The organism is Streptomyces canus (assembly GCF_030815415.1).
GTDB lineage: Bacteria > Actinomycetota > Actinomycetes > Streptomycetales > Streptomycetaceae > Streptomyces > Streptomyces canus_F.
Genome location: NZ_JAUSWW010000001.1, coordinates 10,111,545 through 10,134,236, shown reverse-complemented (window position 1 = coordinate 10,134,236; position 22,692 = coordinate 10,111,545). Strand labels below are relative to the sequence as shown.

The 22,692-nt window shown below is 67.8% G+C and carries 17 protein-coding genes and 8 pseudogenes; 7 read left to right on the top strand and 18 right to left on the bottom strand.

Annotated features, from left to right (window positions below; all coding sequences use genetic code 11):
* Positions 1–275: 275 nt before the first annotated feature.
* Both QF037_RS47365 and QF037_RS47360 read right to left on the bottom strand, forming a co-directional pair.
* Positions 276–1,727 (bottom strand): HAMP domain-containing sensor histidine kinase, encoded by a 1,452-nt coding sequence (locus tag QF037_RS47365; RefSeq protein ID WP_307036368.1) that lies wholly within the window; start codon positions 1,725–1,727, stop codon positions 276–278.
* On the bottom strand, positions 1,724–2,443 hold the full coding sequence (locus QF037_RS47360) for a response regulator transcription factor (RefSeq protein WP_307036366.1): 720 nt from the start codon (positions 2,441–2,443) through the stop codon (positions 1,724–1,726). The genes QF037_RS47365 and QF037_RS47360 overlap by 4 nt, the downstream gene beginning before the upstream one ends.
* Before the next feature lie 135 nt (positions 2,444–2,578).
* On the opposite strand from QF037_RS47360, the gene QF037_RS47355 reads away from it, so the two are divergent.
* Positions 2,579–3,748 (top strand): DUF3500 domain-containing protein, encoded by a 1,170-nt coding sequence (locus QF037_RS47355; protein WP_307036364.1) that lies wholly within the window; start codon positions 2,579–2,581, stop codon positions 3,746–3,748.
* 44 nt (positions 3,749–3,792) lie between these two features.
* A complete protein-coding gene (locus tag QF037_RS47350; RefSeq protein ID WP_307036362.1) occupies positions 3,793–5,079 on the top strand; it encodes a HupE/UreJ family protein in 1,287 nt (428 codons plus the stop codon).
* Positions 5,080–5,487: 408 nt separating this feature from the next.
* On the opposite strand, the pseudogene QF037_RS47340 reads toward QF037_RS47350, so the two are convergent.
* Together QF037_RS47340 and QF037_RS47335 are read right to left on the bottom strand one after the other, a co-directional pair.
* Positions 5,488–7,776, bottom strand: a pseudogene (locus QF037_RS47340) (family 43 glycosylhydrolase); the annotation flags it as partial.
* A 287-nt stretch (positions 7,777–8,063) separates the two neighbouring features.
* A complete protein-coding gene (locus QF037_RS47335) occupies positions 8,064–9,497 on the bottom strand; it encodes a glycoside hydrolase family 43 protein (RefSeq protein WP_307036356.1) in 1,434 nt (477 codons plus the stop codon).
* A 382-nt stretch (positions 9,498–9,879) separates the two neighbouring features.
* On the opposite strand from QF037_RS47335, the pseudogene QF037_RS47330 reads away from it, so the two are divergent.
* Positions 9,880–10,190: pseudogene (locus QF037_RS47330) on the top strand (substrate-binding domain-containing protein); the annotation flags it as partial.
* Between the two features lie 80 nt (positions 10,191–10,270).
* Here QF037_RS47330 and QF037_RS47325 read toward each other — a convergent pair.
* The 3 genes and pseudogenes from QF037_RS47325 to QF037_RS47315 form a co-directional block, all read right to left on the bottom strand.
* Positions 10,271–10,447 (bottom strand): annotated as a pseudogene (locus QF037_RS47325) (RNA-guided endonuclease TnpB family protein); the annotation flags it as partial.
* 24 nt (positions 10,448–10,471) lie between these two features.
* Positions 10,472–11,734, bottom strand: a complete 1,263-nt coding sequence (locus QF037_RS47320; RefSeq protein ID WP_307020561.1) for an IS110 family transposase — start codon at positions 11,732–11,734, stop codon at positions 10,472–10,474.
* 411 nt (positions 11,735–12,145) lie between these two features.
* Positions 12,146–12,725, bottom strand: a pseudogene (locus QF037_RS47315) (transposase); the annotation flags it as partial.
* A 759-nt stretch (positions 12,726–13,484) separates the two neighbouring features.
* Here QF037_RS47315 and QF037_RS47310 point away from each other — a divergent pair.
* Both QF037_RS47310 and QF037_RS47305 read left to right on the top strand, forming a co-directional pair.
* The gene (locus QF037_RS47310) at positions 13,485–13,613 is read left to right on the top strand and encodes a hypothetical protein (RefSeq protein WP_373464008.1); all 129 of its coding nucleotides are present in this window, start codon (positions 13,485–13,487) and stop codon (positions 13,611–13,613) included.
* Positions 13,614–13,636: 23 nt separating this feature from the next.
* Positions 13,637–14,122, top strand: a pseudogene (locus tag QF037_RS47305) (phosphorothioated DNA-binding restriction endonuclease); the annotation flags it as partial.
* 118 nt (positions 14,123–14,240) lie between these two features.
* Here QF037_RS47305 and ykgO read toward each other — a convergent pair.
* The 5 genes from ykgO to QF037_RS47280 form a co-directional block, all read right to left on the bottom strand.
* Complete coding sequence (gene ykgO / locus QF037_RS47300) at positions 14,241–14,363, bottom strand: type B 50S ribosomal protein L36 (protein WP_046258531.1); 123 nt, start codon at positions 14,361–14,363, stop codon at positions 14,241–14,243.
* Positions 14,364–14,400: 37 nt separating this feature from the next.
* A complete protein-coding gene (locus tag QF037_RS47295) occupies positions 14,401–14,661 on the bottom strand; it encodes a type B 50S ribosomal protein L31 (RefSeq protein WP_307036353.1) in 261 nt (86 codons plus the stop codon).
* A 47-nt stretch (positions 14,662–14,708) separates the two neighbouring features.
* On the bottom strand, positions 14,709–14,873 hold the full coding sequence (rpmG, locus tag QF037_RS47290) for a 50S ribosomal protein L33 (protein ID WP_307035728.1): 165 nt from the start codon (positions 14,871–14,873) through the stop codon (positions 14,709–14,711).
* Positions 14,874–15,286: 413 nt separating this feature from the next.
* Positions 15,287–17,188, bottom strand: a complete 1,902-nt coding sequence (htpG, locus tag QF037_RS47285; protein ID WP_307036352.1) for a molecular chaperone HtpG — start codon at positions 17,186–17,188, stop codon at positions 15,287–15,289.
* A 105-nt stretch (positions 17,189–17,293) separates the two neighbouring features.
* A complete protein-coding gene (locus QF037_RS47280) occupies positions 17,294–18,046 on the bottom strand; it encodes a DUF4097 family beta strand repeat-containing protein (protein ID WP_307036351.1) in 753 nt (250 codons plus the stop codon).
* Positions 18,047–18,397: 351 nt separating this feature from the next.
* Here QF037_RS47280 and QF037_RS47275 point away from each other — a divergent pair.
* Positions 18,398–18,662: pseudogene (locus tag QF037_RS47275) on the top strand (transcriptional regulator); the annotation flags it as partial.
* A 227-nt stretch (positions 18,663–18,889) separates the two neighbouring features.
* On the opposite strand, the gene QF037_RS47270 reads toward QF037_RS47275, so the two are convergent.
* The 6 genes and pseudogenes from QF037_RS47270 to QF037_RS47245 form a co-directional block, all read right to left on the bottom strand.
* On the bottom strand, positions 18,890–19,645 hold the full coding sequence (locus QF037_RS47270; protein WP_307037761.1) for a class I SAM-dependent methyltransferase: 756 nt from the start codon (positions 19,643–19,645) through the stop codon (positions 18,890–18,892).
* 272 nt (positions 19,646–19,917) lie between these two features.
* Complete coding sequence (locus tag QF037_RS47265; protein ID WP_307036349.1) at positions 19,918–20,154, bottom strand: hypothetical protein; 237 nt, start codon at positions 20,152–20,154, stop codon at positions 19,918–19,920.
* A 10-nt stretch (positions 20,155–20,164) separates the two neighbouring features.
* Positions 20,165–20,587: a transposase family protein gene (locus QF037_RS47260; RefSeq protein ID WP_307037759.1), complete on the bottom strand. Its 423-nt coding sequence runs from the start codon at positions 20,585–20,587 to the stop codon at positions 20,165–20,167.
* 38 nt (positions 20,588–20,625) lie between these two features.
* The gene (locus QF037_RS47255) at positions 20,626–21,030 is read right to left on the bottom strand and encodes a hypothetical protein (RefSeq protein WP_307036347.1); all 405 of its coding nucleotides are present in this window, start codon (positions 21,028–21,030) and stop codon (positions 20,626–20,628) included.
* Between the two features lie 131 nt (positions 21,031–21,161).
* Positions 21,162–21,620, bottom strand: a complete 459-nt coding sequence (locus tag QF037_RS47250; RefSeq protein WP_307036346.1) for a hypothetical protein — start codon at positions 21,618–21,620, stop codon at positions 21,162–21,164.
* Positions 21,621–22,102: 482 nt separating this feature from the next.
* A pseudogene (locus QF037_RS47245) lies at positions 22,103–22,481 on the bottom strand (transposase family protein); the annotation flags it as partial.
* A gap of 16 nt (positions 22,482–22,497) precedes the next feature.
* Here QF037_RS47245 and QF037_RS51240 point away from each other — a divergent pair.
* A pseudogene (locus tag QF037_RS51240) lies at positions 22,498–22,581 on the top strand (IS5/IS1182 family transposase); the annotation flags it as partial.
* Positions 22,582–22,692 lie beyond the last annotated feature (111 nt).

Below are 22,692 nucleotides of genomic sequence, written 5' to 3'. Positions count from 1 at the left end.
CCCCAAAAAAAAGTCGGTTCGAAGCCATCCGCGTGATGGCCCGTGAGCACCTGCCGGTGCAGCTGGCATGCCAGGTGCTGCATGTCGCCTAGTCCGGGTACTACGCGTGGCGGGACCGTCCGCCGTCGGGGCCACGGCCGCGCGGGAACTCCTTCACTGGGGGACGGGCAAGATCCAGGAGCCGTCGACTTCTGCCACGGTGAGGGTAACGAGACTGCTCGTTTCGTTTCGTCGTCCCCTGCTCGAGGCACGGCAGTCCTTGCTGCTTGGGCTCCTCATGTACCGCGCAGCTTCGCGCCCGGCGTTTGCGGCCCCCTGATCCGGGCCCGCTCCAGGGTGAAGCCCACCTCCGCTCCCCCTCCCGGCCGGGTCCGCGCGAAGACAGTGCCTCCGTGGGCCTCGGCGACATCGCGGACGATGGCCAGGCCGAGCCCGGAACCGGGCAGAGACCGAGCGGTGTCGGCCCGGTAGAACCGGTCGAAGACGCGCTCGGCGTCAGCGGCGTCGATGCCCGGCCCGTGATCGCGCACGGTGATCCGGCCCTGCCGGACATGCACCTCGATGGGGTCATCGCCGTCGGCGTCGAACTTGGCGGCGTTCTCCAGCAGGTTGCCCACCGCCCGTTCGAGCCCTTGGCGGCGGCCTCTGACAATGGATTCGTCGACGTCGAGCAGGACGAAACGCCCGGTGCGGCGATGTACGCGCTGTGCCGCGCGCCGGGCGAGCGCGAACAGCTCCACCGGCTCCTCGGGCTCCTCCCGGTCCCGAGCCAAGGCCAGCTCGACGAGTTCGTCGACCAGCTGGCCGAGTTCGGCGGTCTCGCCCTCGACGTCGTCCAGGAGCCGGTCACGGGCGTACGGGGAGAGCTCGGTGACCCGGCGCAGCACACTGGCGTTCGTGCGCAGGCTGGTCAGCGGGGTACGCAGTTCGTGCGCGGCGTCCTGCACCAGACGGTCCTGGGCCTCGCGTGCGGCCGCCAGCCGGTCAAGCATCCGGCTGAACGACGCCGAGAGCCGCCCGACCTCGTCGCGGCCGTCTGCCAGGATCGCGCCGTCGGCCCGGCCGTCGACGCTGATCTTCTCGGCGACCCGGGCCAGGCGTTCCAGGCGCCGGGTGATGCGCCGGGCGAGCGCCCAGCCCACGCCCGCCGCCACGAGCATGACCGCGAGACTTGCACTGGCGATCTCCCGGGCCATGCCGCCCAGCACACGGTGGGTCTGGTCGATGTGGACGGCCGCCTGCAAGGCCCCGCGATCGTCCCCGAGCGCGGTGCTCAGCACACGGAACGTGCGGATGCCGACCTTCACCTCGGTGATGTCCGTCTGCCCGGTGGTACCGGAGGCGGCGAGGGCTCGCGTGGTGTCGGACACGGGCAACCGCACGGTCGGGCCGCCCAGATGCGTGGCGCTGCCGTCCTGGTCCACTGCCCGCGTGATCACGGTCCGCACGCCCTCGTCGCCAGGTCCTGGCTGGTCGGGGCCGGGGTAGAGGTCCAGGGTCTGCGCGGGCGTCCCGGAGCTGGGCAGCGCCCCGTCCTGATCGCCGGCCGCGACCACCGTGGCCGAGCGGAGCGTACTGTCGATCTCCGCCATGATGCGGTCGGAGGCGGCACAGTAGCTGAGCCGGCCGACAACCGCGGCGACCACGGCGCCGACGACCGCGAAGGCGAGCGCGAACCGTAGGCACAGACTCGGATTGAAGCCCACCCGCAGACTCCTGAGCCTCATGGCCGCCGCACCGCGTAACCCACGCCACGCACGGTGTGGATGAGCAGAGGCGCCCCGACGCCCCCCAGCTTGCGCCGCAGATAACCGACGTACCCGGCCAGGTTCTTGGCGTCCACCGCGAGAGCGCTGCCCCATATCTCCCCGTAGACGGTGGCGTGGTCGAGCACGATGCCCTCGTTGCGCACGAGCAGCTCCAGCAGGTCGAACTCGGTCTTGGACAGCCTCAGTTCCACCTCACCCCACCACGCCTGCCGGGCAAGGGCATCGATCCTGAGGGAGGCGATCCGCAGCTCGGCCCCGGGCTTGTCGGCTGCCGCGACGTCCGTGGTGTCCGTCGTGTCCGGTGCCTGCCCGGCACGGCGCAGCAGGGCCCGCAGCCTCGCCAGCAGTTCGGGCACCGCGAACGGCTTGGGTAAATAGTCGTCGGCGCCCGCGTCCAGGCCGGCGATCCGGTCCGGGGTGCCGGCCCGCGCGGTGAGCATCAGCACCGGAGTGCGGTCACCGTCGGCGCGCAGCACCCGGCACACCCCGACGCCGTCGACGTGAGGCATCATCACGTCCACGACGAGCGCGCTGAAGGAATCCCGGCGCGCCCGGGTCAGCGCCTCCACTCCGTCGACGGCGGTGACGACGTCGTACCCCTCCAACTCCAGTGCCCGTTCCAGGGATTCACGGATCGCACGGTCGTCGTCGGCTATGAGGACACGGTTAGGCATGCGCTCATGATGACGCACGGACTGTCGACGAAATCGTTGTTGATTCTCATCCGACTCCCGAAAACCTCCCGCCAAGGTCTGAGGAACGCCGCGCACGATGGGGAACTCCCGATCATCCGCCCCACAGGAGTTTCCATGCGCCGCACCATGACAGCTCTGGCCATATGTGTCAGCCTGGGCGTCACCGGTTGTTCCGCCACCGAAACCACGTCGTCGACCTCCACCGCGGCGCTGACCACGGGCCGGAACGTGTCGAGCATCAAGGGCCCCGGAGGCGCGAACACCGCCCAGGTCGTGGCCGCCGCCAACGCGTTCCTCGCGACGCTGTCCGACGAGCAGAAGGACGCGGCTCTGTACGACTTCGGCGACGAGGTCAAGAAGAGCGGCTGGACCAACTTCCCGGACGGCGTCATCCAGCGCAACGGCCTCATGATGGGTGATCTCACCGACGAGCAGCAGGCCGCGGCGCTGAAGGTCATGGAGGCCGCACTCAGCAAGAAGGGCTACGAGCAGCTCGTCGAGATCCGGGAGGCGGACGACTACCTGGCCGCGGCCGAGGACTCCGGCGGCACCGCCTCCCCCAGGCCCACGCCCACGGGCACTCCCAGTGGCGGTCCCGGTGGCGGCCCCACTGGCGGTCCCGGCGGAGGCGCCGGGGGCGGGGCCATCAACTTCGGCTCGCAGTACTACTACATCTCCTTCTTCGGACAGCCCAGCAAGAACAACCAGTTCATGGTCCAGTTCGGCGGCCACCACGCGGCGTACAACATCACCTACGCCGGGAAGAACGTGAGCATCTCCCCCACCCTGACCGGCGTCGAGCCGATGCAGTTCGACTGGGAGGAGAAGTTCTACCAGCCGCTGGAGGACAAGCGGTCCTCGACCATGGCGGCCATCCAGTCGCTGACCGAGAGCCAGTCGGCCGCCGCTGAGATCGACGGCAGCTTCGACGACCTGCTGCTCGGCCCCGGCAACGACGGCCCCTTCCCCGCCGAGCCCGAGGGCATCCTCGTCAGCAGCCTGAGCAAGAAGCAGCGGGCCAAGGTCACCGCGATGCTCGCCGCCTGGGTAGACGACCTGGACGAGAAGGCCGCCGCGCGGCTCCTCGCCAAGTACGTCTCCCAGTACGACAGGACGTACATCGGCTGGAGCGGCGGGACGACCATCGACGACGTCAACACGTATGTGCGCCTCGACGGCCCGTCCGCCTGGATCGAGTTCTCCAACCAGCCCGCGGACGAGGACCCCGGCGTCCACCAGCACACGATCTTCCGCGACGAGAGCGCCGACTACGGCTGGAACTGACGGAAGCGACGGGTGAGGAGGAACGCGAGAAGACCGGAAGGACCATGACCAAACCGACGTACCGTCTGCTGACCGCATTTCTTCTCGCGGCCCTCCTGCTGGCCGGCGTTCTCGCGCCGCCGGCCGACGCCCACCCGATGTCCACCTCGGCGGTCCTGCTGGACATCGGCGACGAACGGGTGGACGGGGAGGTGCAGTTGCCGCTGGACCGGCTCTCCATCGCGGTGAGCCGCGACCTGACCCGGGAGGGCGTCCTGGGCGCCGACCGTGCGTTCCTCAAGAGCTACACGGCACAGCACATCAGCGCCGTCGGCAAGGACGGCGAGCCCTGGACAGTGGAACTCGGCACGGGAACGGTCAGATCGATCGACGCCGCGCCGCACCTTGTCTACCCGCTGGAGATCAGCCCGCCCGACGGCGAGGTCACCGACTTCGACCTGCGCTACGACGTCATCGTCGAGGAGCTGCTCACCCACAAGGTCATGGTCACCGTCCGGTACGACTTCGACCGGGGCATCCTGAAGACGGGCGACGCCGAGACGCTGGGCGTCTTCGACTACGAGACGAAGTCCCTGTCGGTTCCCGCGGGTGAGAGCTCCTGGCTGCGGGGCTTCGCCGCGACGGCCGCGGTCGGCATCGAGCACGTCGGCGAGGGCGCCGACCACCTCCTCTTCCTCCTCATGCTGCTGATCCCGGCACCGCTGGTGGCGACCGGCGGCCGCTGGCAGGTGGCGCCGTCACGTCGGCGGGCGATCACACGGATCCTGCATGTGGTGACGGCGTTCGCGGTGGGCCACTCACTCACCCTGGCACTCGCGGCGACAGGCGTGATCGACCTCCCCACGCGGCCGGTGGAGACGCTGATCGCCCTGTCGATCGCGGTGTCGGCGATCCACGCGATCCGCCCCCTGGCAGCGCGCGGCGAAATCGTGATCGCCACCGGCTTCGGCCTGATCCACGGCCTGGCCTTCGCCTCCCTGATCACCGACCTGGGCCTGGACCGAGGCTCACTGCTGACGACACTGCTGGGCTTCAACCTGGGCATCGAACTGACCCAACTCCTGGTCGTGGCCCTGCTGATGCCGTCACTGCTGGTTCTGGCCCGCACGCGCTTCTACCCTGCCTTCCGCACCGCCGTGGCGGTCATCGGCCTGGTCTTCTCGGTGTCCTGGATGCTCGAACGCGCGGCCCTGACCTCCACCGACCCCTTCGAGAGCGTCCAGACCTGGTTGGTGGGACGCCCGCTGTGGGTGGCGGTGACGGTCGCGGGACTGGCTGCCGCCGCCCATGGAGTCGGGGCACGGGCACGTGAGGCGGCGGCCGAGCACTGACTGGCCGGCCGGGTGCAGCCCGCTACACCCCAGTTCGGGAACGCGCCTCCTCGATTCCTTCACAAGGAGGATCGTGCTCGGACGTCAGGGTTGCCGGATGACTCGTCGGCTGGGATGCCGACGCCTTCCCCACTGCGCAGCACGGCGGGATGAGGCACTGCTCGTTTGCCGACTGCCGGGCGCGCCCCCGTTCGGCGTCGGCCGCCGGCTCGTCCTGGACGAAGGCGCCGGCGTCCGGTCGTACGCGCCGCCGGCGGCGGCAGCGAGCAGCCGCACGATGCGCGTTCACTCCGCGACTTCGGCCGGGCCTCGCTCACGCAGCAGGCTCCGGCTGCCAGGGCGACAGCACGCAAGCCAGGTGACCCGCAGGGCAAGGCCGTGCGGGTCACCTGTGGGCGAGGGAGGCGATCAGGTCCAGGGGCTGACCGCCGTGAAGGAACTGTCGGCGCGGAAGGTGGCGTTGTCCTGGTAGGGGTCGACGCCCAGTTCGTAGTTGTAGTGGCGGAGGTAGCGGCCGGGGTAGTTGTACGACTCCAGGCTGACCGAGCCGGTGGCCGAACCGGGCCGGGCGCAGTAGGTGGCGTCCTTGTTGAAGAGCATTGTGCCGTTGCTCGCGTCGAAGCGGATCCGGAAGTCCTTGTGGCGCAGGTAGCGGCCGGACGAGTCGCGGAACGAGTAGCAGTTGGAGTCGGCCAGGCCGGGGATGACGGTGAAGGTGGCGCTCTGCTTGACCGCGGCGGTGCTGGTGGAGGTCACCGGGTCGAGGTAGCCGAGGCTGTCGGTGCGGACGGTGGCGTAGCGGCCGGGGAAGTTGACGGACTGGAGTGAGCGGCTGGTGTTCACCGGCAGGGTGATGCCGGCGGAGACCGGGTTGATGCTGCTCAGGGTGGGGACGACCTTCTTGATCAGGCCGTCGGAGTCGAACTCCATCTTGTCGATGGTGGTTTCGCGGTGGGTGCCGTCACCACCGGGGATCGCGAACCGGTGGTAGGCGATGTACCACTCGTCGGTGCCCGGCACCTGCACCACGGAGTGGTGGCCGGGGCCCTTGATGCCGAGGGCGAGGTCCTTCTCCAGGATCACGCCTCGCTTGGTCCAGGGGCCGGTGGGCGAGGACCCGGTGGCGTAGGCGACGCGGTAGTTCTCGTCCCGGGTGTCGTTCTCCGACCACATGAAGTAGTAGGTGGCCTTGCGCTTGACGACGAAGGAGCCCTCACGGAAGCCGCTGGTGGTGATGTCGATGACCTTCGAGGCGTCGAAGGAGACCATGTCGTCGTTCAGCGGGACGACGTACGCCCGGCCGTTGCCCCAGTAGAGATACGACTGGCCGTCGTCGTCGGTGAACACCGCCGGGTCGATCATCTGGCCCGTGAAGGCGCCACGGGCGATCAGCGGCTTGCCGAGCGGGTCCGTGAACGGGCCGGTGGGCGAGTCGGATACCGCGACGCCGATGTTCGTGTCGGCGGAGTAGTAGAAGTAGTACTTCCCGTTCTTCGCGGTCATCGTCGGGGCCCAGGCCCGGGCCTCGGCCCAGCTGACGTCGGGTCCGAGGTCGAGGATGACGCCGTGGTCCGTCCAGTGGACCAGGTCCTTGGAGGAGTAGGCCTTGAACTGCGTACCGCTCCAGCCCGCGAAGCCGTCGGTGGTCGGGTAGAGGTAGTAGGTGTCGCCGAACCGGACGATGTTCGGGTCGGCGGTGAGCCCCGGCAGGACCGGGCTCCTCATGATGAGCGCCGACACGGTCCAGGTGCGCTTCTGGCCGTCGGAGCCGGTCACCTCGTATGTCACGGGCGCGGTGAAGTCGCGCGGCGTGCCGGAGGCCGGGCTGGTGGACGCGCCCTGGGCGAGGGTGAACTGCGGGGCGAGCGCGGTGAGGTCCGTGCCCTCCTTCACCGGCAGTGTGATCTTGCTGTTGGCGTCGTCGATGACGGCCGCGATCTTCAGCGAGGGGTGGGTGGCCGCGGCGATGCCCGTGGTGTTCCCGCTGACCTCGAGGACCTCGCCGGGAGCCAGCGCGCGGTTGTAGACCCGGAAGTCGCGCATCTTGCCCTTGAAGAACTTGTCACCGCTGTAGAGCGACTTGCCTATGTAGTCAGCCGTGGTGATGCCGGAGCCGATGGAACCGGGGGTGAGGGTGAGCGCCGTGTTGCGGGCCACCTCCACGCCGTCCTGGTAGAGGACGCCCGTTGTGCCGGTCTGGGTGTAGGTGACGTGCTTCCAGACCGAGCGCGGCAGCGCGGCGGAGGCCTGGGTGTTCTGCTCGGTGGAGAAACTCCCGGAGGCGATGGCGGTCCGCAGCGAGTTGCCGGTGGCGAACAGGTACCCGTTGCCGGCGCCGTTGCTGGTGTTGCCGAAGCCGTAGAGGAAGTACGGCGTGGCCTGGGTGGCGTCGATCTGCACGTCCATCGAGACGGTGATCGAGTTCATGCCGCTCATGATGTTGTCCGGCACCTTGATGTAGGTGTCGGAGCCGTTGAACGAGAGCCCTTCCCCGGCACCCGACCAGCTTGCGGTGCCGTTGACGGTTCCGTTCCGGCCGTTTCCCGAGGCGTCCACCGCCACGGTGCCCGAGGTGGCGTCGAGTTTGTACCAGAGAGCCAGGCCGTCGGTGATCTCCGCCGCCTGGGCGGGGGCCGCCGGGCCGACAACGCCCACCAGGAGCGAGGCGGCGGCCACGGCGGCCAGGGCGCCCGGCAGGAATCTTCGGCGGCTCTGAGGTCTGACGCTGCGCATGGGTTCACTTCCCCTGAAGAAGACAGCTTTGAACGAAGCCCGATATGACGAACGGTTTTCTTCCGGCTCGACAATCGCCGCGCTTGCGGACGCCTGACACGTCCGACCGCCGGACGATACGAGAGGTCTTCACCGTCGCTCGCTCTCGCTCACGAGACCGCTCGTGGTGGGGATGCCGGCGCCTTCCCCGCGGCGGGCGGGTGGCGGGTGGGAGGTCGCCGTGAGGGCGCCGGCATCCCTGTTGGCGCGGGTCAGCTCGTCACGCGGAAGGTGGCGTCGCTGCGCGCCGTCGTGGTGGTGATGGGGTCGAGCTTGAGTTCGTAGGCGTAGTGGCGGATGTACCGGTCGGGGTAGTTGTAGGACTGGAAGGACGACCAGGTGGAGTCGGCGAGTCCGGCGACCTGGCGGAAGCTGGCGTCCGCGGCGAACCCGGCGGTGCCGTCGTTGTAGACGAGCTGGAAGTCGAACGCGGAGTGCCGCAGGAAGTATCCGGGGAAGTTCACCGACTCGAAGGAGACGGTGCCGGTGCCCGCCAGGCCGGTTCTCATCCGGAACTGGGAGTCCTCGCTGGTGCTGACGTTCTGGTCGATGCGCACGTCGAAGTTGGTGTGCCGCACGTACCGGTCCTGGAAGTTGTACGACTGGAGCCGGTTGGGCGTCGTGTTGGGCCAGCGGGTGAGGACGCGGCTCTCCTCGGCGGCCGTCAGGTTCATGATCCAGCCGTGGCGCTTCTTGGTGCCGCCCATGTTGTAGCTCGTCGACGCCTGCTTCTGGTAGGCGGCCGGGTTGGACGGGTCGGTCGTCAGGACCGGCATGTATCCGCCGCTGGTGGCGTACTGGTCGAGGTAGAGGGCCCACTTGTTGGTGCCGTTGAACTTCATCCACATCGGGCCCTCGACCTGGGAGCCGCTGAGGCCGACGCCGGAGAGGTCGCCGAGGGTGGTCCACGTCCCCAGGATCGAGTTGCTGCCTTCGAGCGTGATCTGGCCGTCGCCGGAGGCCCGTACGTAGCGGTAGTTACCGACGCCGGACGGCACCTCGATGATCTGGGTGTCGATGATGCCCTGGGTGCCGGGGCGGTCGATGTAGACCTGCGGGGTGGTGATGGTGCGGAAGTCCGTCGTGTGGGCGGAGTAGATGCGGTGCTTCGTCACGCCGTTCAGCGGCGCGTTCGTCGCCCAGTACAGGACGTAGTCATTGCTCGCCGGGTCCCAGATCGCCTCGGGCGCCCACGCGTCACCGGCGCCGGGGATCGCGTCGGCGACGTTCAGGAGCCGCGGCTGCGACCAGGTGACCAGGTCGGTGGACTCCCATACCACCAGGTTGCGGCTGCCGTTGGTCTGGGAGTCACCCCATGACTGTCCGCAGCCGATGCACAGGTCGGTCGCGATGATCCAGTACTTGCTGCCATCAGGGGATCTCACGAATGCGGGGTCGCGCACCCCCTTCGTACCGACCGTGGAGCGCAGGACCATGCCGCCCCCGTTGAGGTCGTTCCAGTGCAGACCGTCCGTGCTGTGCGAGAGGTACATCTGCTGATTGGTCGACCCCTCCCCGGTGAAGTGCACCATCAGGTAGCCCGGGTCGGCCGCAGCGGCCTGCTGGGCTGTGATCAGCGTCTGAGAGGTGAGAAGCAGGCCGACGGCGGCCAATACCGCCGCCAGCCGTGCGAGAAGAGCGCGCATGTACGTTCTCCGGTCTTTCTGCGGGTGCCCTGATCGGGTGAAGGTGGGGCAGAGGGGAAAGCTCGCGGTCGCTGTGCCTGCGGGACAGGACCTGCTGGCGCGTGACGCGGAACGTCGCGTTGGGCCCGGCAACGGCCGAGGGACCGGGGTCATCGCCCGGGCGGGGCGACGACCGCAGACAGCGCAGCGGCGGGCTGGGGGACGAGTGAAGCAAGCAGGGCCGGCAGAGGAGCCACGAGAGTGAACCAGTAACGGGTGCGGTACAAGGACGTCCCCTTTGACGGCCAGCGGGTTCGACATTTCGAACGCCGTGCGTAACTTCGACAGGAAGATAAGTTTCAGCCACGAGCACGTCAATGGAACTGGCGAAATCCGCTGACAAACCCGCACCTCGGGATACCGCCGGGTGCGCGACGCGCTGGAGGCGGGCCTGGACTTCACCGCGGTCTTCGCCGCCACCGACGCGATCGCCGTCGGCGTGCTGGCCGCCCTACGGGAGGCGGGCCTCCGGGTCCCCCGTCACGTGTCGCTCATCGGTTTCGACGACGCCCCCACGCCGCTGGCCTGACGCCGTCCCTCACCACGGTCCGGGTCCGGTACGAGGAACTGGGACGGACCGCCGTACGCCTGGCGCTCGACCGTGAGGACACCATCAGGGGCGACGATCATGTGGTCCTGAGCACCCAGTTGTTGAATCCTCCCCTCCCTGAAGGGAAGGGGATTCCTGGCTCAGGCCGCCTCCTGGAGCAGCGCTCCAGGAGGTCTTCCGCCATCAGCGGCAGGCGATGCTTGGCTCTCGCATCGCAGTGCGCGCAGTCCATCGTGGTGTGCGCGGGGTTAACCAGGCGGATGTCCCGCCCGTGCTTGCGGCCCATCTCGATCAGAGCGGCCTTGGTGGCGCCGATGGCGGCGTCAGCGGTCTTGCGGGCCATGGTGGTCTTGACACGAAAAGAACCTGCGGTTGAGCTCGGTGGTCAGGCCGTGGCGACGGGTTCGAAGCGGATGGTCAGGCCGAGAGTGTTGGCTTCCTTCAGCATGCGGCGCATGGCGCGTGCTGGATCGCGGCGGGTGAAATAGTCCGCGCCCAGTTCGAGGTAGGGGACGTGGTCGTGGAGCACGTGCCAGACAGCGATGGCGATCTTGTGCATGACCGCGACCAGTGCCCGTTTGCCACCTCGCCGTGCCGAGATCCGGCGGAAGAACACGGCGAGATAGGTGTCCCTGCTTCTGATGGCGGCCAGCGCGGCGACTCCGAGCACGCGTTTGAGATTGGTGTTGCCGTGCCGGGTCCGGCCGGACTTGTTCACCCCTGCCGACTCGTTCTGCCCCGGGCAGACCCCGATCCAGGAGGCGAGGTGATGGGCCGTGGCGAACTGGCTCATGTCTCCGCCGGTTTCGGCGAAGACGATCTCTGCCGCCATGCGCCCGATGCCGGGAACAGTGTCCAGGAGGTCCAGGTCGTGCTCGTGCTCGCTAAGCAGGGTGGCGATACGGGTGTCGAAGACAGCGACCGTCTCCTTGAACCGGTCCGCCTCGTCCAGGTAGTGCTGGACCATGAAGGCGTGGTGGTCGGTGAAGTCGCCGTCCAGTGCCTCGATCAGGGCGGGGATCTTGGCACGGGCCTTGCCGACGGCAAGATCCGCAAGGCGTTCACGGTCGCGTTCACCGGCGACCAGGGCTGCCAGGATCGTCCGTCCGGTCTTCCCGGCCACATCGGTCAGCACGGAGGTGAGCTTCATCCCGGTGTCCTCCAGCTCCTTCTCCAGCCGCTGGATCTCCCGACCCGCAGAACGCAGGAGTTCGGTGCGGCGCCGGGTCAGGTCACGCAGTTCCCGCACCATGCGGCCGGGGACGAAGGACGCCATCACCATTCCCGACGCGCCGGCCCGGGCCAGGAACGCGGCGTCGCTCGGATCGCTCTTGCGGCCCCTGATCCCCTTCAGGTGAGAGGGATTGACCAGCATCAGGTTCAGCTGCGGCTGTAGCAGGTAGTAGACCCCGCGCCAGTAGTCGGCCGTTGCTTCCATGACCACCACGTCGACCTGGCGTTCCACCAGCCAGGCCAGGAGCCGACGTAGTTCGGACCGGGTGGTGCCGAACCGTTCGGTCTCCAGGCTCCATGTTCCCGCCCGAGTCGTACTGGGCGTTCGCACGCAGGCGAGCAGGAACCGCTTGCCCAGGTCCACTCCCGCGGACCGCAGATGGATGACCTCGTCCTTCACGTCCTGCCGACTCATCGCCCGCTCCTGAACACCCGTAGCGAAAACCTGGCGGGAACCCCGGAGGGATCAGGGAAAGAAGCGGAATCTGACACGCGTGCTCCCGGCAGCGGATCACTGCCTTGGCAACAAACCGTGGTCCCCAGCGCGACCCCCATTGCCATCCTGGACAAACGAGCTCACCGGCATCGCAGAGCCATCGGCGTGACCGGGGCACCCACCCCATTTTCTCTCACCCGAGGTGATCAGCGCAGCCATCCCCGTTCCTGGCAAGAAACCTCGGGCGGAAGTCCTCGACTGCGATGGCGTCGTGGTCGCGGACCACCTTCTTGGCCCACTTACGGCCGGCGTCCTCCCGCTGCCTGGCGATTTTCTTGTATGCCTTCGCCCGCAGTCTCTTCGCCTCGCGGTAGCCCTTCGACGCCGGTTGCCCCTTCAGGGCAGCCACCGGCTCTCCGGACCCGGCCTGGCCGTGGTCGACGAACGCCACCAGCGGGTGATGGCCGAAGGTCTTCTTCCAGGTCGCGGTGGCATCCTGCTTCTCAGAGTGCGCCAGGACCAGTACGCCGTCGATGTCCACGGTCACCTGGCCGTCGGCGGCCGGACTGTCCGCACCGGCCAACTCCCAGACCCGCGACCGTACTTCTGCCCGCGCCGACCGGATCGCGGTGAGAGCCTTCGGGCCGGCTGCGGCGAGAGCGCCGACGAGACGGGAGACCGTCGGATCGGAGGCCACCGGGCCGAACACGTCGGGCTCGGCCCGCAGCATGCCGACGTCGGCCAGGCAGTCCCCGCCGAGCGCGACGGCCAGGGCCACATCCAGCAGGATCTTGCCCGGATCGTGCACCGTTCGCGGCTTGCGCCACGGCGCCATTGCCGCCGATATCGCGGTGTCCAGGCCGGACGTGCGGACCGTCTCGACCAGCAGCACCGCCCCGGCCTGCGAGACCGTCCCGAGGCCACCGCCCTCGACGCGGACACGCGGGTACAACCCGATACGCTTACTCACCTGGAAAGTGCCTCCGACGGGCGCGGGAACGAGGGCCTAGATAATCCTCATTCTCGCTGGTCAGGGGCATTTTCCGCTCTTCTGACCAGCCGTCGGACAACTGCTCAGGAGACTCCGCGAAGTTGGCTACGCGGAGTCCATCACGCGATGGTGATGAGGCAAACGACCCTGACCGCACCCCGGGTCCCGTTCTTTACCGTGCGGGCGACCTCATCACTGCGAGCATAGACGGACACGCGACGGCGACCGGGGAGTGCTCGGGGCAAGATCGTACGCCCGCTTCACCTGAGGGTGCTCCTCTCCTCGCACCCAACCGGACCCTCGACAAGTCCCGATGCCGCTGGTCAGGAGTACTTCTCCCAGCTGTGATCAAGTCGCGGACCGCCCAGTTCGTGAAAGCCCGAGGCTAGAACGTACGGACAGAGACGAACGTGGGATCGCCTACGGGACGCGAGTTCCAGGGCGACGGAGGCCCCGTAGTAGTCGCCGGATTAACGACCGGCCGGGGAGGACGGGAAAGCCGTCCACAGGGCGAAGGGGGCCAGGTGACTCGGACACACCAGACCCGGGAGGTATGCGAAATGCAGATCGCCGCAACGGCGCTGTGTGTCCTGCGCGAGCAGCCTGAACCGCTCACGCTGTAGTCACTGGAGAGCCGGATGACGGGAAACCGTCACGTCCGGTTCGGCGGGAGGCCGCGCGGAACAGGACCTGCCACGGCAGGTACCTCACCGCGCGGCCGACCCATCCGCGTGGCTGATGAACTCCCGCCGTCTGGCCCAGGACTACGAGACCCTGCCCGCCACCAGCGAGGCGATGATCCGGTGGTCGATGGTCACGCGGATGAGCCGGCGTCTGGCACGGCCACGGGCCGCCGGCCGGCACTGAATGCCCCCGACGCCTCCAGGAGACTCCACATCGACCTGTGCGAGGCCGTCGGGCTCACACTGGAACCGGCGGAGACCGGACGGCCCTCAGACATACGTCGGCAGCGCAGTCGGCGGATGCGCGATCTGGTGCTGACCGCGTACGAGTACCGGTGCGCTTTCTGCGGCTACGACGGCCGGATCGGCGCGGTCCCGGTCGGGCTGGAGGCCGCGCACGTGCGCTGGTGGGCTTTCGACGGTCCGGACGAGGTCGACAACGGGCTGTGCCTGTGCTCGTTGCACCACAAACTCTTCGACAAGGGTGTGCTCGGGGTCGGCGACGGCCAACGCATCCTGGTCTCGCAGCGCTTCGTCGGTCACAGTCCCGCTGTCCGGGAACACGTCATAGCGCTCGCGGGCCGTCCGCTCCTCGGCCCGCAGCCGGGCACCCGCCCGGTCGCGGACGCCCACCGCGTCTGGCACACCAGTCAGGTCTTCCACGGCACACCTCGACCCGTCGGCACCGCGTGACGCATCCGCCCGTGGCGCCCACGAGCCGAGTGCCGCCCCTGTCCCCTGCCACCGGCAGAGGGGAACAGCCGGTATCGCGGTTGCGGTGCCGGGCGGATCGAGGTCGTGGCTCAGGCCGTCAGCCCTGGCGGGCCTTGAAGCGCGGGTCCTTCTTGTTGAGCACGAAGGTGACGCCCCGTCGGCGTACCACCTGGGCGCCGGGCTTGGCCTTCAACGAGCGCAGGGACTTTCGCACCTTCATAGCCGTCTCCTCCCGGGGGATCGAACGAGGTCCGCCGTCAGGCGCGGACGGGAGCGGTGGCGCCGTAGCGCCTTTGGAAGCGCTCCACGCGGCCCGCGGTGTCCACGACCCGTGAGGTGCCGGTGTAGAACGGGTGGCTCGCCGACGAGATCTCGACGTCGACGACCGGGTACGTGCCGCCGTCCTCCCATTGGACCGTGCGCTCCGCGTGGATGGTGGAGCGGGTGAGCAGGTGGAAGCCTGCCGCACGGTCACGGAAGACGACCGGGCGGGATTCGGGGTGGATGCCGTGCCTCATGGGGTGGCCTTTCTGATGCTGCCGACGGGGAGCCGCGAAGAGGGGTGTCAGCGTTCTTCTCGGAAGAGGACGTGCGCGCCGACCTGCGGGTCGTACTTGCGCAGGACCATTCGGTCGGGATCGTTCAGACGGTTCTTGCGGGTCACGTAGGTGACTCCGGTACCGGCCGTCGACCTCAGCTTGACGACGGGGCGTGTGGTGCTGCGTGCCATGAGGTGCTCCTTCCGCCGCCACCCGAGCCGCTTGACCCGGACATGTCAGATGACTTCTTCAACAGCGTCGATCGGTGTCGCATTCCCGACGCTCGCCGCTCTCGGCGAAGAATCATGGGGGTGAAGGGCGGTCGCCTACGCGGCGAAACGCTCTGCGGGGCTTCAGCCAGACGATCGTCCCCGCAGGCGATGGACGAGGCCCGGGGACACTGTGCCCTTCACTCCCACGTCGGCTTCAACACACCCGCCCCGGCCGGCATCCCCGACGCGCAGATCTCAGGCCACCGCCCCGAATGACACCCGGCGCGGCAACACCGGGCATGTGGAGGAGCCCCCATGGCTCCTCCACAACGGTGGCCCGGCCCCCGGCGGCCGGGAATACAACCGCCGTGCCGCGTCGACGACCTCCCGGCTCAGCGGAGCGTGCGTTCCAGCCGTTCCGCCACCAACTTCACGAACCGCGCGGGCTCCTTGGGCTGTCCGCCTTCAGCGAGGACGGCAAGTCCGTGCAGGAGTTGGGCGGTCTCGGCGAGCTCCGCCCGGTCCTCCTGTTCCGCGTAGGCCTGCCGCAGGCCACGGACGAGCGCGTGAGCGGGGTTGAGTTCGAGAATCCGCTTGGTGACCGGCACCTCCTGGCCCATCGCCCGGTACATGTTCTCCAGCGCTGGAGTGAGGTCATGGGCGTCGGAGACGACACACGCCGGTGACACGGTCAGGCGTGTCGACAGCCGGACATCCTTGACCTCCTCCCCCAGTTGCTCCTTCATCCACTCCAGCAGGCCGGCGTAGCTCTCGTCCTGCTCATCCCCTGCACTGTCCTCCTGCTCGCCGCCCTGGACGTCGAGGTCGATCTCGCCCTTGGCGACGGATCGCAGTTGCTTGCCCTCGAATTCGCCCACGGCGTCGACCCACACATCGTCGACGGGGTCGGTCAGCAGCAGGACCTCGACGTCTCGGGCCTTGAACACCTCCATGTGCGGGGAGTTCTCGATGCTCTGCCGGGATTCGCCGGTCAGGTAGTAGATGTGCTGCTGGCCGTCCTTCATCCGCTCCACATACTGCTGGAGCGTCGTCGGCTCATGTGCCTCATGGGTGCTGACGAAGGACGCGACCGCGAGGATGGCGTCGCGGTTGTCCGGGTCGCCGAGCAGTCCCTCCTTCAGCACGGCGCCGAACTCACGCCAGAACGTGGCGTACTTCTCGGGGTCGCGGGCCTTCATCTCCTTGACCGACGACAGGACCTTCTTGGTCAGCCGTCGCTGGATCATCCTGATATGGCGGTCCTGCTGGAGGATCTCCCGGGAGACGTTGAGCGACAGGTCCTGCGCGTCGACGACGCCCTTGACGAAGCGCAGGTACGGCGGCAGCAGCGCCTCGCAGTCGTCCATGATCAGCACGCGTCGGACGTAAAGCTGGAGACCGCGCCGGAAGTCCCGGGTGAACAGGTCGTGCGGGGCGTGGGCCGGGAGGAACAGCAGCGACTGGTACTCGAAGGTGCCCTCGGCCTGGAGCCGGATCGTCTCCAGAGGGTCGCGCCAGTCGTGGCTGACGTGCTTGTACAACTCGTGGTACTCATCCGCCGAGACCTCCTCGCGAGAGCGTGCCCACAGGGCCTTACGCGAGTTCAGTGTCTCCGGCTCGGCCGTCTCCGCGCCATCGCCGGCCTGGGGGACGAGGCGGATCGGCCAGGTGATGAAGTCCGAGTACCGCTTGACGATCTCCCTGATCTTCCAGGTGGAGGTGTAGTCGTGCAGCTGGTTCTCGGCGTCGGCGGGCTTGAGATGGAGGGTCACGGACGTGCCCTGGGGCGCTTCCTCGACCTTCTCCAGCGAGTAGGTGCCCTCGCCGCGGGACGACCAGCGCGTGCCGCTGCTCTCGCCGAGGCGCCGGGTCACCAAAGTCATCTCGTCAGCCACCATGAATCCGGCGTAGAACCCGATGCCGAACCTGCCGATCAGCCCCTCCGCGCCGGCCTCGTCCTGGGCGTCCTCCAGTTCCTTGAGGAGGGCGGCCGTGCCGGAGTTGGCAATGGTGCCGATCAATGTGCCGACCTCGTCGTACGACATCCCGATGCCGTTGTCCCGCACGGTAAGCGTACGGGCCTTCGGGTCCGCATCGATCTGGATGTGCAGGTCGGACAGGTCCACGTCGAGACCGTCGTCGCGCAGGGCGGCCAGGCGCAGCTTGTCGAGCGCGTCCGAGGCATTGGAGACGAGCTCCCGCAAGAAGACGTCCTTGTTCGAGTAGACCGAATGGATCATCAGCTGGAGGAGCTGACGGGCCTCTACCTGAAAGTCAAACGTTTCGGTGGACATGGTTCGCGTGTCCCTCACAGGTCCCTGAGTCGCGGAAAACGGTCGACAGTCACTTTAAAACACCACGTCAGGGCGTTTCACGTGAAACTGACAGCTCGTCACACCTCAGTCCCGGCGGGCCGTGACGTCACCATTGACCGTGGTCAGGGTCATCAGGCGTCGTCGGTCGGCATCCTGAGTGTGGACATCGGTCGTGGTGCGCCCGTTGTCAGTGCTCATGATGACGCGGTAGGCCGGGGCATCGTGAGGGACGGTGACATCGACCGAGCCGTTGACGGTCCTCGCGGTCACACTCGCGGGTGCATCAGCGCACTGCATCACGACATCGCCGTTGACGGTGCTCGCGTGCAGCCGGCCGGCCTCGATCGATGCCGCGCGCACCGACCCGTTGCGGGTGGACAGCCGCAACGGAGCGTGCTCCTGACCGGAGTGGGTCACCGTCACATCGCCGTTGACGGTCGTGACGTCCAGCGCGGCGGCGACGTCCACCACGTCGACGCCGGCATTGCGGGCAGTGACAGTGACCTTCGCATCGTCGGGGATCTCGACGTACGGCATCCGTGGACAGCCATGGTCGTCGTGGTCGGCACAGTCCAGGTCCAGGGTCCAGCGGTCGCCGTGGTGGGACCAGTGCCCGTCGATCCGGTCGTCCACGCTGATGTGGTCGCCGCCGGCCGGGCGCAGCCGCAGTCCGTTGTCGGTACTGATCAGCACTTCGCCCCCGGACGCCGCCGCACGCAGTGCGTTGTCGGCTCGGGAGACGTCAGTGCCACCGCCGCCGCAGGAGCCCGCGAACGGCAGCGCCAGCAGCAGCAACAACGTCGGAGGCACGAGGTGCCGCGGGGGCATCACTTTCATGCCCCTACGGTTTCCCCGCATCGACGCGGCCATGGCGGCGTGCACGGTGCCGGCTGGACGGACAGGCCTATGCCGGGCCGTACGGAATGTCCCGCCAGCGTGGGGAGCCCCCGGCCGGATACGACGATCGGCCCCTCGCTGTTACTCACCCCCCTCCAGCAAGCTCAGTGCGTACAGGACGAAACTGATGTGCTGACCGAAAGGCGAGACAGGGAATCAAGGACCGGGTCACGCGGCACTTCGAGAATCGCCGAACGGCGTCATGGCCACAGGGGGGCCGCGACTGCGACCAGCCCGCCGACCGCACGGTGCAGCTCCACACGGAGCACTGCGGTTACCGAGGTCGTCGACCGCATTGACGGCGACCGCGCGTTCGGCGGGTACGTGATAGCGCTCCTGGTCAACCATTCGCTCTTCATGGGCGAGTATCGCCAGGCCGTCGCTTTTGCTGAGGCTGGCCTGCGCACCGCCGGTGCAGCGATCAGCCCTGCCCTCGCCTGCGACCTGCACGCCATGCAGGCCAAGGCATTCGCCCGCAGGAGACCACGCGGGGGCCCGCCGGGCCATGTCCGCCGCCGAGACGGCCTCCGGGCAGATCCGGCTCGATGAGGAGCCTGCCGTCCCGATGCCCTCGGGTACAGCCACCAAGTCACGTTCCTGCATGCCGAGAAGGCTGCAGAACCCTGGGCGCGCTACGCGGGCCGCCGTGTCCGCTCGCCGTAATGCACGCAGCTTGACCGCCGTTTGCGGCGTAGCGTTGACCGCCTGAACCCGCACCGATGAGAGGGCGCAAGCGTCCTGCGAGCAACCGCGCGGTCCGGCCAGGGACTGAGAGTCCGGTGTTTATACCTTGCTCGCGACCACCATGTAGTTCTCGGCCTCAAGATCGAACGTGCTCACTTCCGTCCGGAGTCCGACCCGGTGCAGCTCGACTTCGAGTTCCTCGTACCGGTAGGGCCAGCAGGACAGCAGTTCCGAGCGGACAAGAACCAGCCCAGTCGCATCAACTTGGGCGATCGCAATCTCGATGTGGTGCTCCTCCTCCCAATGCGGCGCAATCTCCCAGCGGTAGACCACGACGGCATCGCGACCGTTTCGTCGGACGAGTCGGTCCCTGATGTCCAGCCGGGAACCTCTGGCCCTCACGAGTTCCCAAGTGCGGGATGTGAGCACCAAGCGCCCGCCAGGGCGCAGAAGCCGTGACATCGACTCCAGAGCAGCACCCCTGCCTGTCGCGCCCGCGGCATGGTGAAGCGAGTTGCCAACGCAGAACACCATGTCGAACGTGTCGTCCTCGAAATGATCGGGCAACTCTTCCCAGTTCGCCCGCACGGCCCGGACGGAGGCCCCGAACTCCTCAGACAGCTCTGCAGTCCGGCGAACCATCGCTTCGCTGGCGTCAGTTGCGACAACCTGCATGCCACGACCGGCGAGGCCAACCGCCAACTGTCCGGTTCCGCACGAACAGTCGAGGACGTGAGCGTTCGACGGCAGGAGACTGAGGACATCATCGAACGACGCAGCGAACTCGGCGGGAGGCAACTTTGCATCCGAGATGAGCCATTCGTACACCTCGGCAAGCACGTCATATTCCGTCACAACCACTACCTCCGTCACACAGCAGACTCACGGCGGGACGTCAGTCCATCGGAGGAGCAAGCCGGGCACCAATGGTTTTCGCAAGGACAACCCGTCCGCCCGTGCCGCGGATATCGCGAGCTGATCCGCTCGGTCATTCGCCGTGTTCGGCGCTTCGGAACTATCAATACGTCCGAACTTGATACGCAGCGTGTCCAGTACGCGGATGAGGATGTCCGTCTTGCCGGTGTTGTTGAAGACCTCGCCGGCAGCTTGGCCCTCGAAGTGGCTGTTCAGTCCGATGAGAAGAAGATTCCGGATCTCTCCTCTCCCATCTTGGCGCTCGTGCCCGGAGCCCGCTCCAGCGCGTTTCGCTGGTTTCGCAGCACTTCGAGGGCCGCCTCGTAGTGCGCTTCGGCCAGAGCAGGTTCCGGGCGAAACGGCTTGGCCGGGACCGTCGTCTTCGTGGGAACGATCTTCTTGCGCTTGATCGGAACGCTGTAGGTGGCAGCGTCGGAACGCTCTCGCATTGAGATCGTTTCATCGTGAACTCGCAGGTCGTGGTACTGGTGTGAGTCCGTGATGCGGTCCTCGTGCTGGCAGGCGGAGTGATTGCCGTCGGGTGAACGTCTGTCGCCGCTGGACTTCGCGGTTCGCCAGTACGAGCAGGGCTCGTAGCAGCGTGGTGGCGTGATGGACGTTCATCCGGACCTTGGTCAGAATGCGCCAGGTCTTCAGGTTCGCGAAGCCGTGCTCGACGGCGGCGCGTTCGCGGCTGACCAGCCGGTTCGCCTCCTTCTCGGCGTCGGTGAGGCGGTGGGAGCGGGTCGCCTTGCGGCCGGTGATGATGACCGGAGCATCGTCGGGGTCGTCGTCGAGGCCGACGAAGCCGAGGTCGGCCAGGGCGCCGAGGCCGGCCTCGCGTAGATGCCTGGTGATGTGGTCGTGGCGGGCGGCGGTGATCTCGCTGGCCCGGCCGCGGCGTGCGGAAGGGATCCAGATCAGGTTTCCCTTCTGTCGGTCAGCGCGAGGAAGAGCAGGCCATGGGCCTTGTGTTTCCCGCTGTAGTTCTTGCGGTTGTCCGTCCCGGTGCGGCGGCGGGCGCGCACGAGGGTGCCGTCCAGCAGGACCACCGCACCGCCCCGACGGGCGATCTTCTTCAGGGCACGGTCCAGACGCGGGGCCCGGGCGGCGAGCAGGCCGAGGACTTCCAGGACCCAGCGGCGCACGGTGGAGGCGGAGACGGCGTTGCCGCCGGCCATGTCGAGAAGCCGCTGGTCGTGACGGAGCACGGCGAGCACGATGATCGCCTGGGTCCCCGGGGTGGCCTTGTGCCAGCGGGTGCCGAGCTGTTTGCGCCGCCCGCGTATCAGGCCGGCGACGAGTTCGATGGTCCGCTTCGACACGGGGAGCCGAACCTGGTAGACAGCATCGCGAGTGACCTCGACGGGGCGGTGAGTCTTCACACGCGAACCAACTCCCGCCGGGGGCCCTCGCGTTACGGCGGGAACCGGCCGGTCCGCTGCCTCCTCGCCGGTCAGCGCGGCAGGTAGCGCCCCGATCCGGTCCACTTCAGCCAGCCCCGGTCGGCGAGTTTGCGCAGCTGACCGCGGACGGGCTCGACCTTGCCCGGTGTGAGTTCCCGGCCCAGTGCCATCGCGACGTCGTTGGCCATCACCGGATCATCGGCCCCGGCCACGATCTCCATGATCCGCTGATACTCCAAGGTCAGGGACGCCAGCCCCATCCCCTCGACACGGTCCGGCACCAACCGCATCCCGCCCGCACCCGGCCCAGCCGCGACGCGCTCCGGCTCCACGATGCCCGACGGCCGCCCTCCCCCGTACGTCGCCTCGGCCCACTGCCCGAACACCACCTCGGCCGCCTCCAGCCGGCCCAGCTCGGCGTCATCCTCCGCCAGCTCCTTGCGCAGCAGCTCGGCCCGCTCAGTCAGTCGCATCCGCCGCTCGATCGTCCACGTCAGCACGTCCACCATGCGCCTCCCTCCCGTTGCGGAACCTACGAGACGCCTCAAGCGGACCACCCCAGAACCCGCGAACCGGCCCGTGACAGACGATCACCTGCTAATGATCACGTCCTAGATCAGCACGAGCGAGTCAATCTCCACCCACGCCAGAGACGCGACCTGCGAGTTCAAGATGAAACGATCTCACTGGGCCAACCCCATGCAACACGCCGCCACCGCCTGGCACCAACACCGCCAAGCACAACGCTGACCGCGCCCCTCGCCCCGCGACCACCACCCCACTCCGGCCAAGGGCCCTTGCCCGAGGGCTGGCGCCCGAGCCCAGGCGCGTTTCCGCGGCAGGGTGCAAGGCCTCCGCGCGGAAGCCTTGCGCCCACCACGCGGAAGCGGTCGCTACCGGGTTCGCCATCATCCTCAACGGCGGTACGGCCGAAGGCGCCCGGGGCTGCTCCCTCTGGAGGTGCTAGAGGTTGTCCCGTATGGGGTTTGAGTTATCCCGTGAGAGCCATGTTGTGGAGGCGGGCGATGCCGAGTGCGGCCTGGTGAACCCGTTGCCCTCGAGTCGGCAGTCCCGCAGAATCTTCCAGTTCTTCAGCCGGGACGAGCGTGCTCGACGCATGCCCGAGCGCGACGGTGGACCGAGTTCTCCGCTTCCTGCGCAAGACTCAGATGCTCTCGACCACGACGTTTTCGGTGCGGAATGAGCAGCCCGGTGCCCTGGTAGCCGCCATCCGCGATGGTAAGGACACCGCGGCAGACCCAGTCGACTCCAGACTCGCTGAAAGCCCGGCAGTCGTTGCGACTGCCGGGCAGCGGATCGCCGATGGCCACCACCAGGCGACTTTTGGCATCGATGACCACCTGCAGGTTTCGGCCGCGGACCGGGATTCTGAACCATCTCGCACCGCTGCTGGCGATCTCACCTGCCCGCCGCAAACGAGAAGACACCGTCTACATCGTCAGGGGAACCCGTCCGTCAAGGTCGCTGTCCTCTGCGAACTGGCCTGCGCTCTCTACTTTGAGGTCGTCTCATTTGGCAAGCATGCGCCAGCGGACAAGGGGACAGGCGATACCGGTGAAC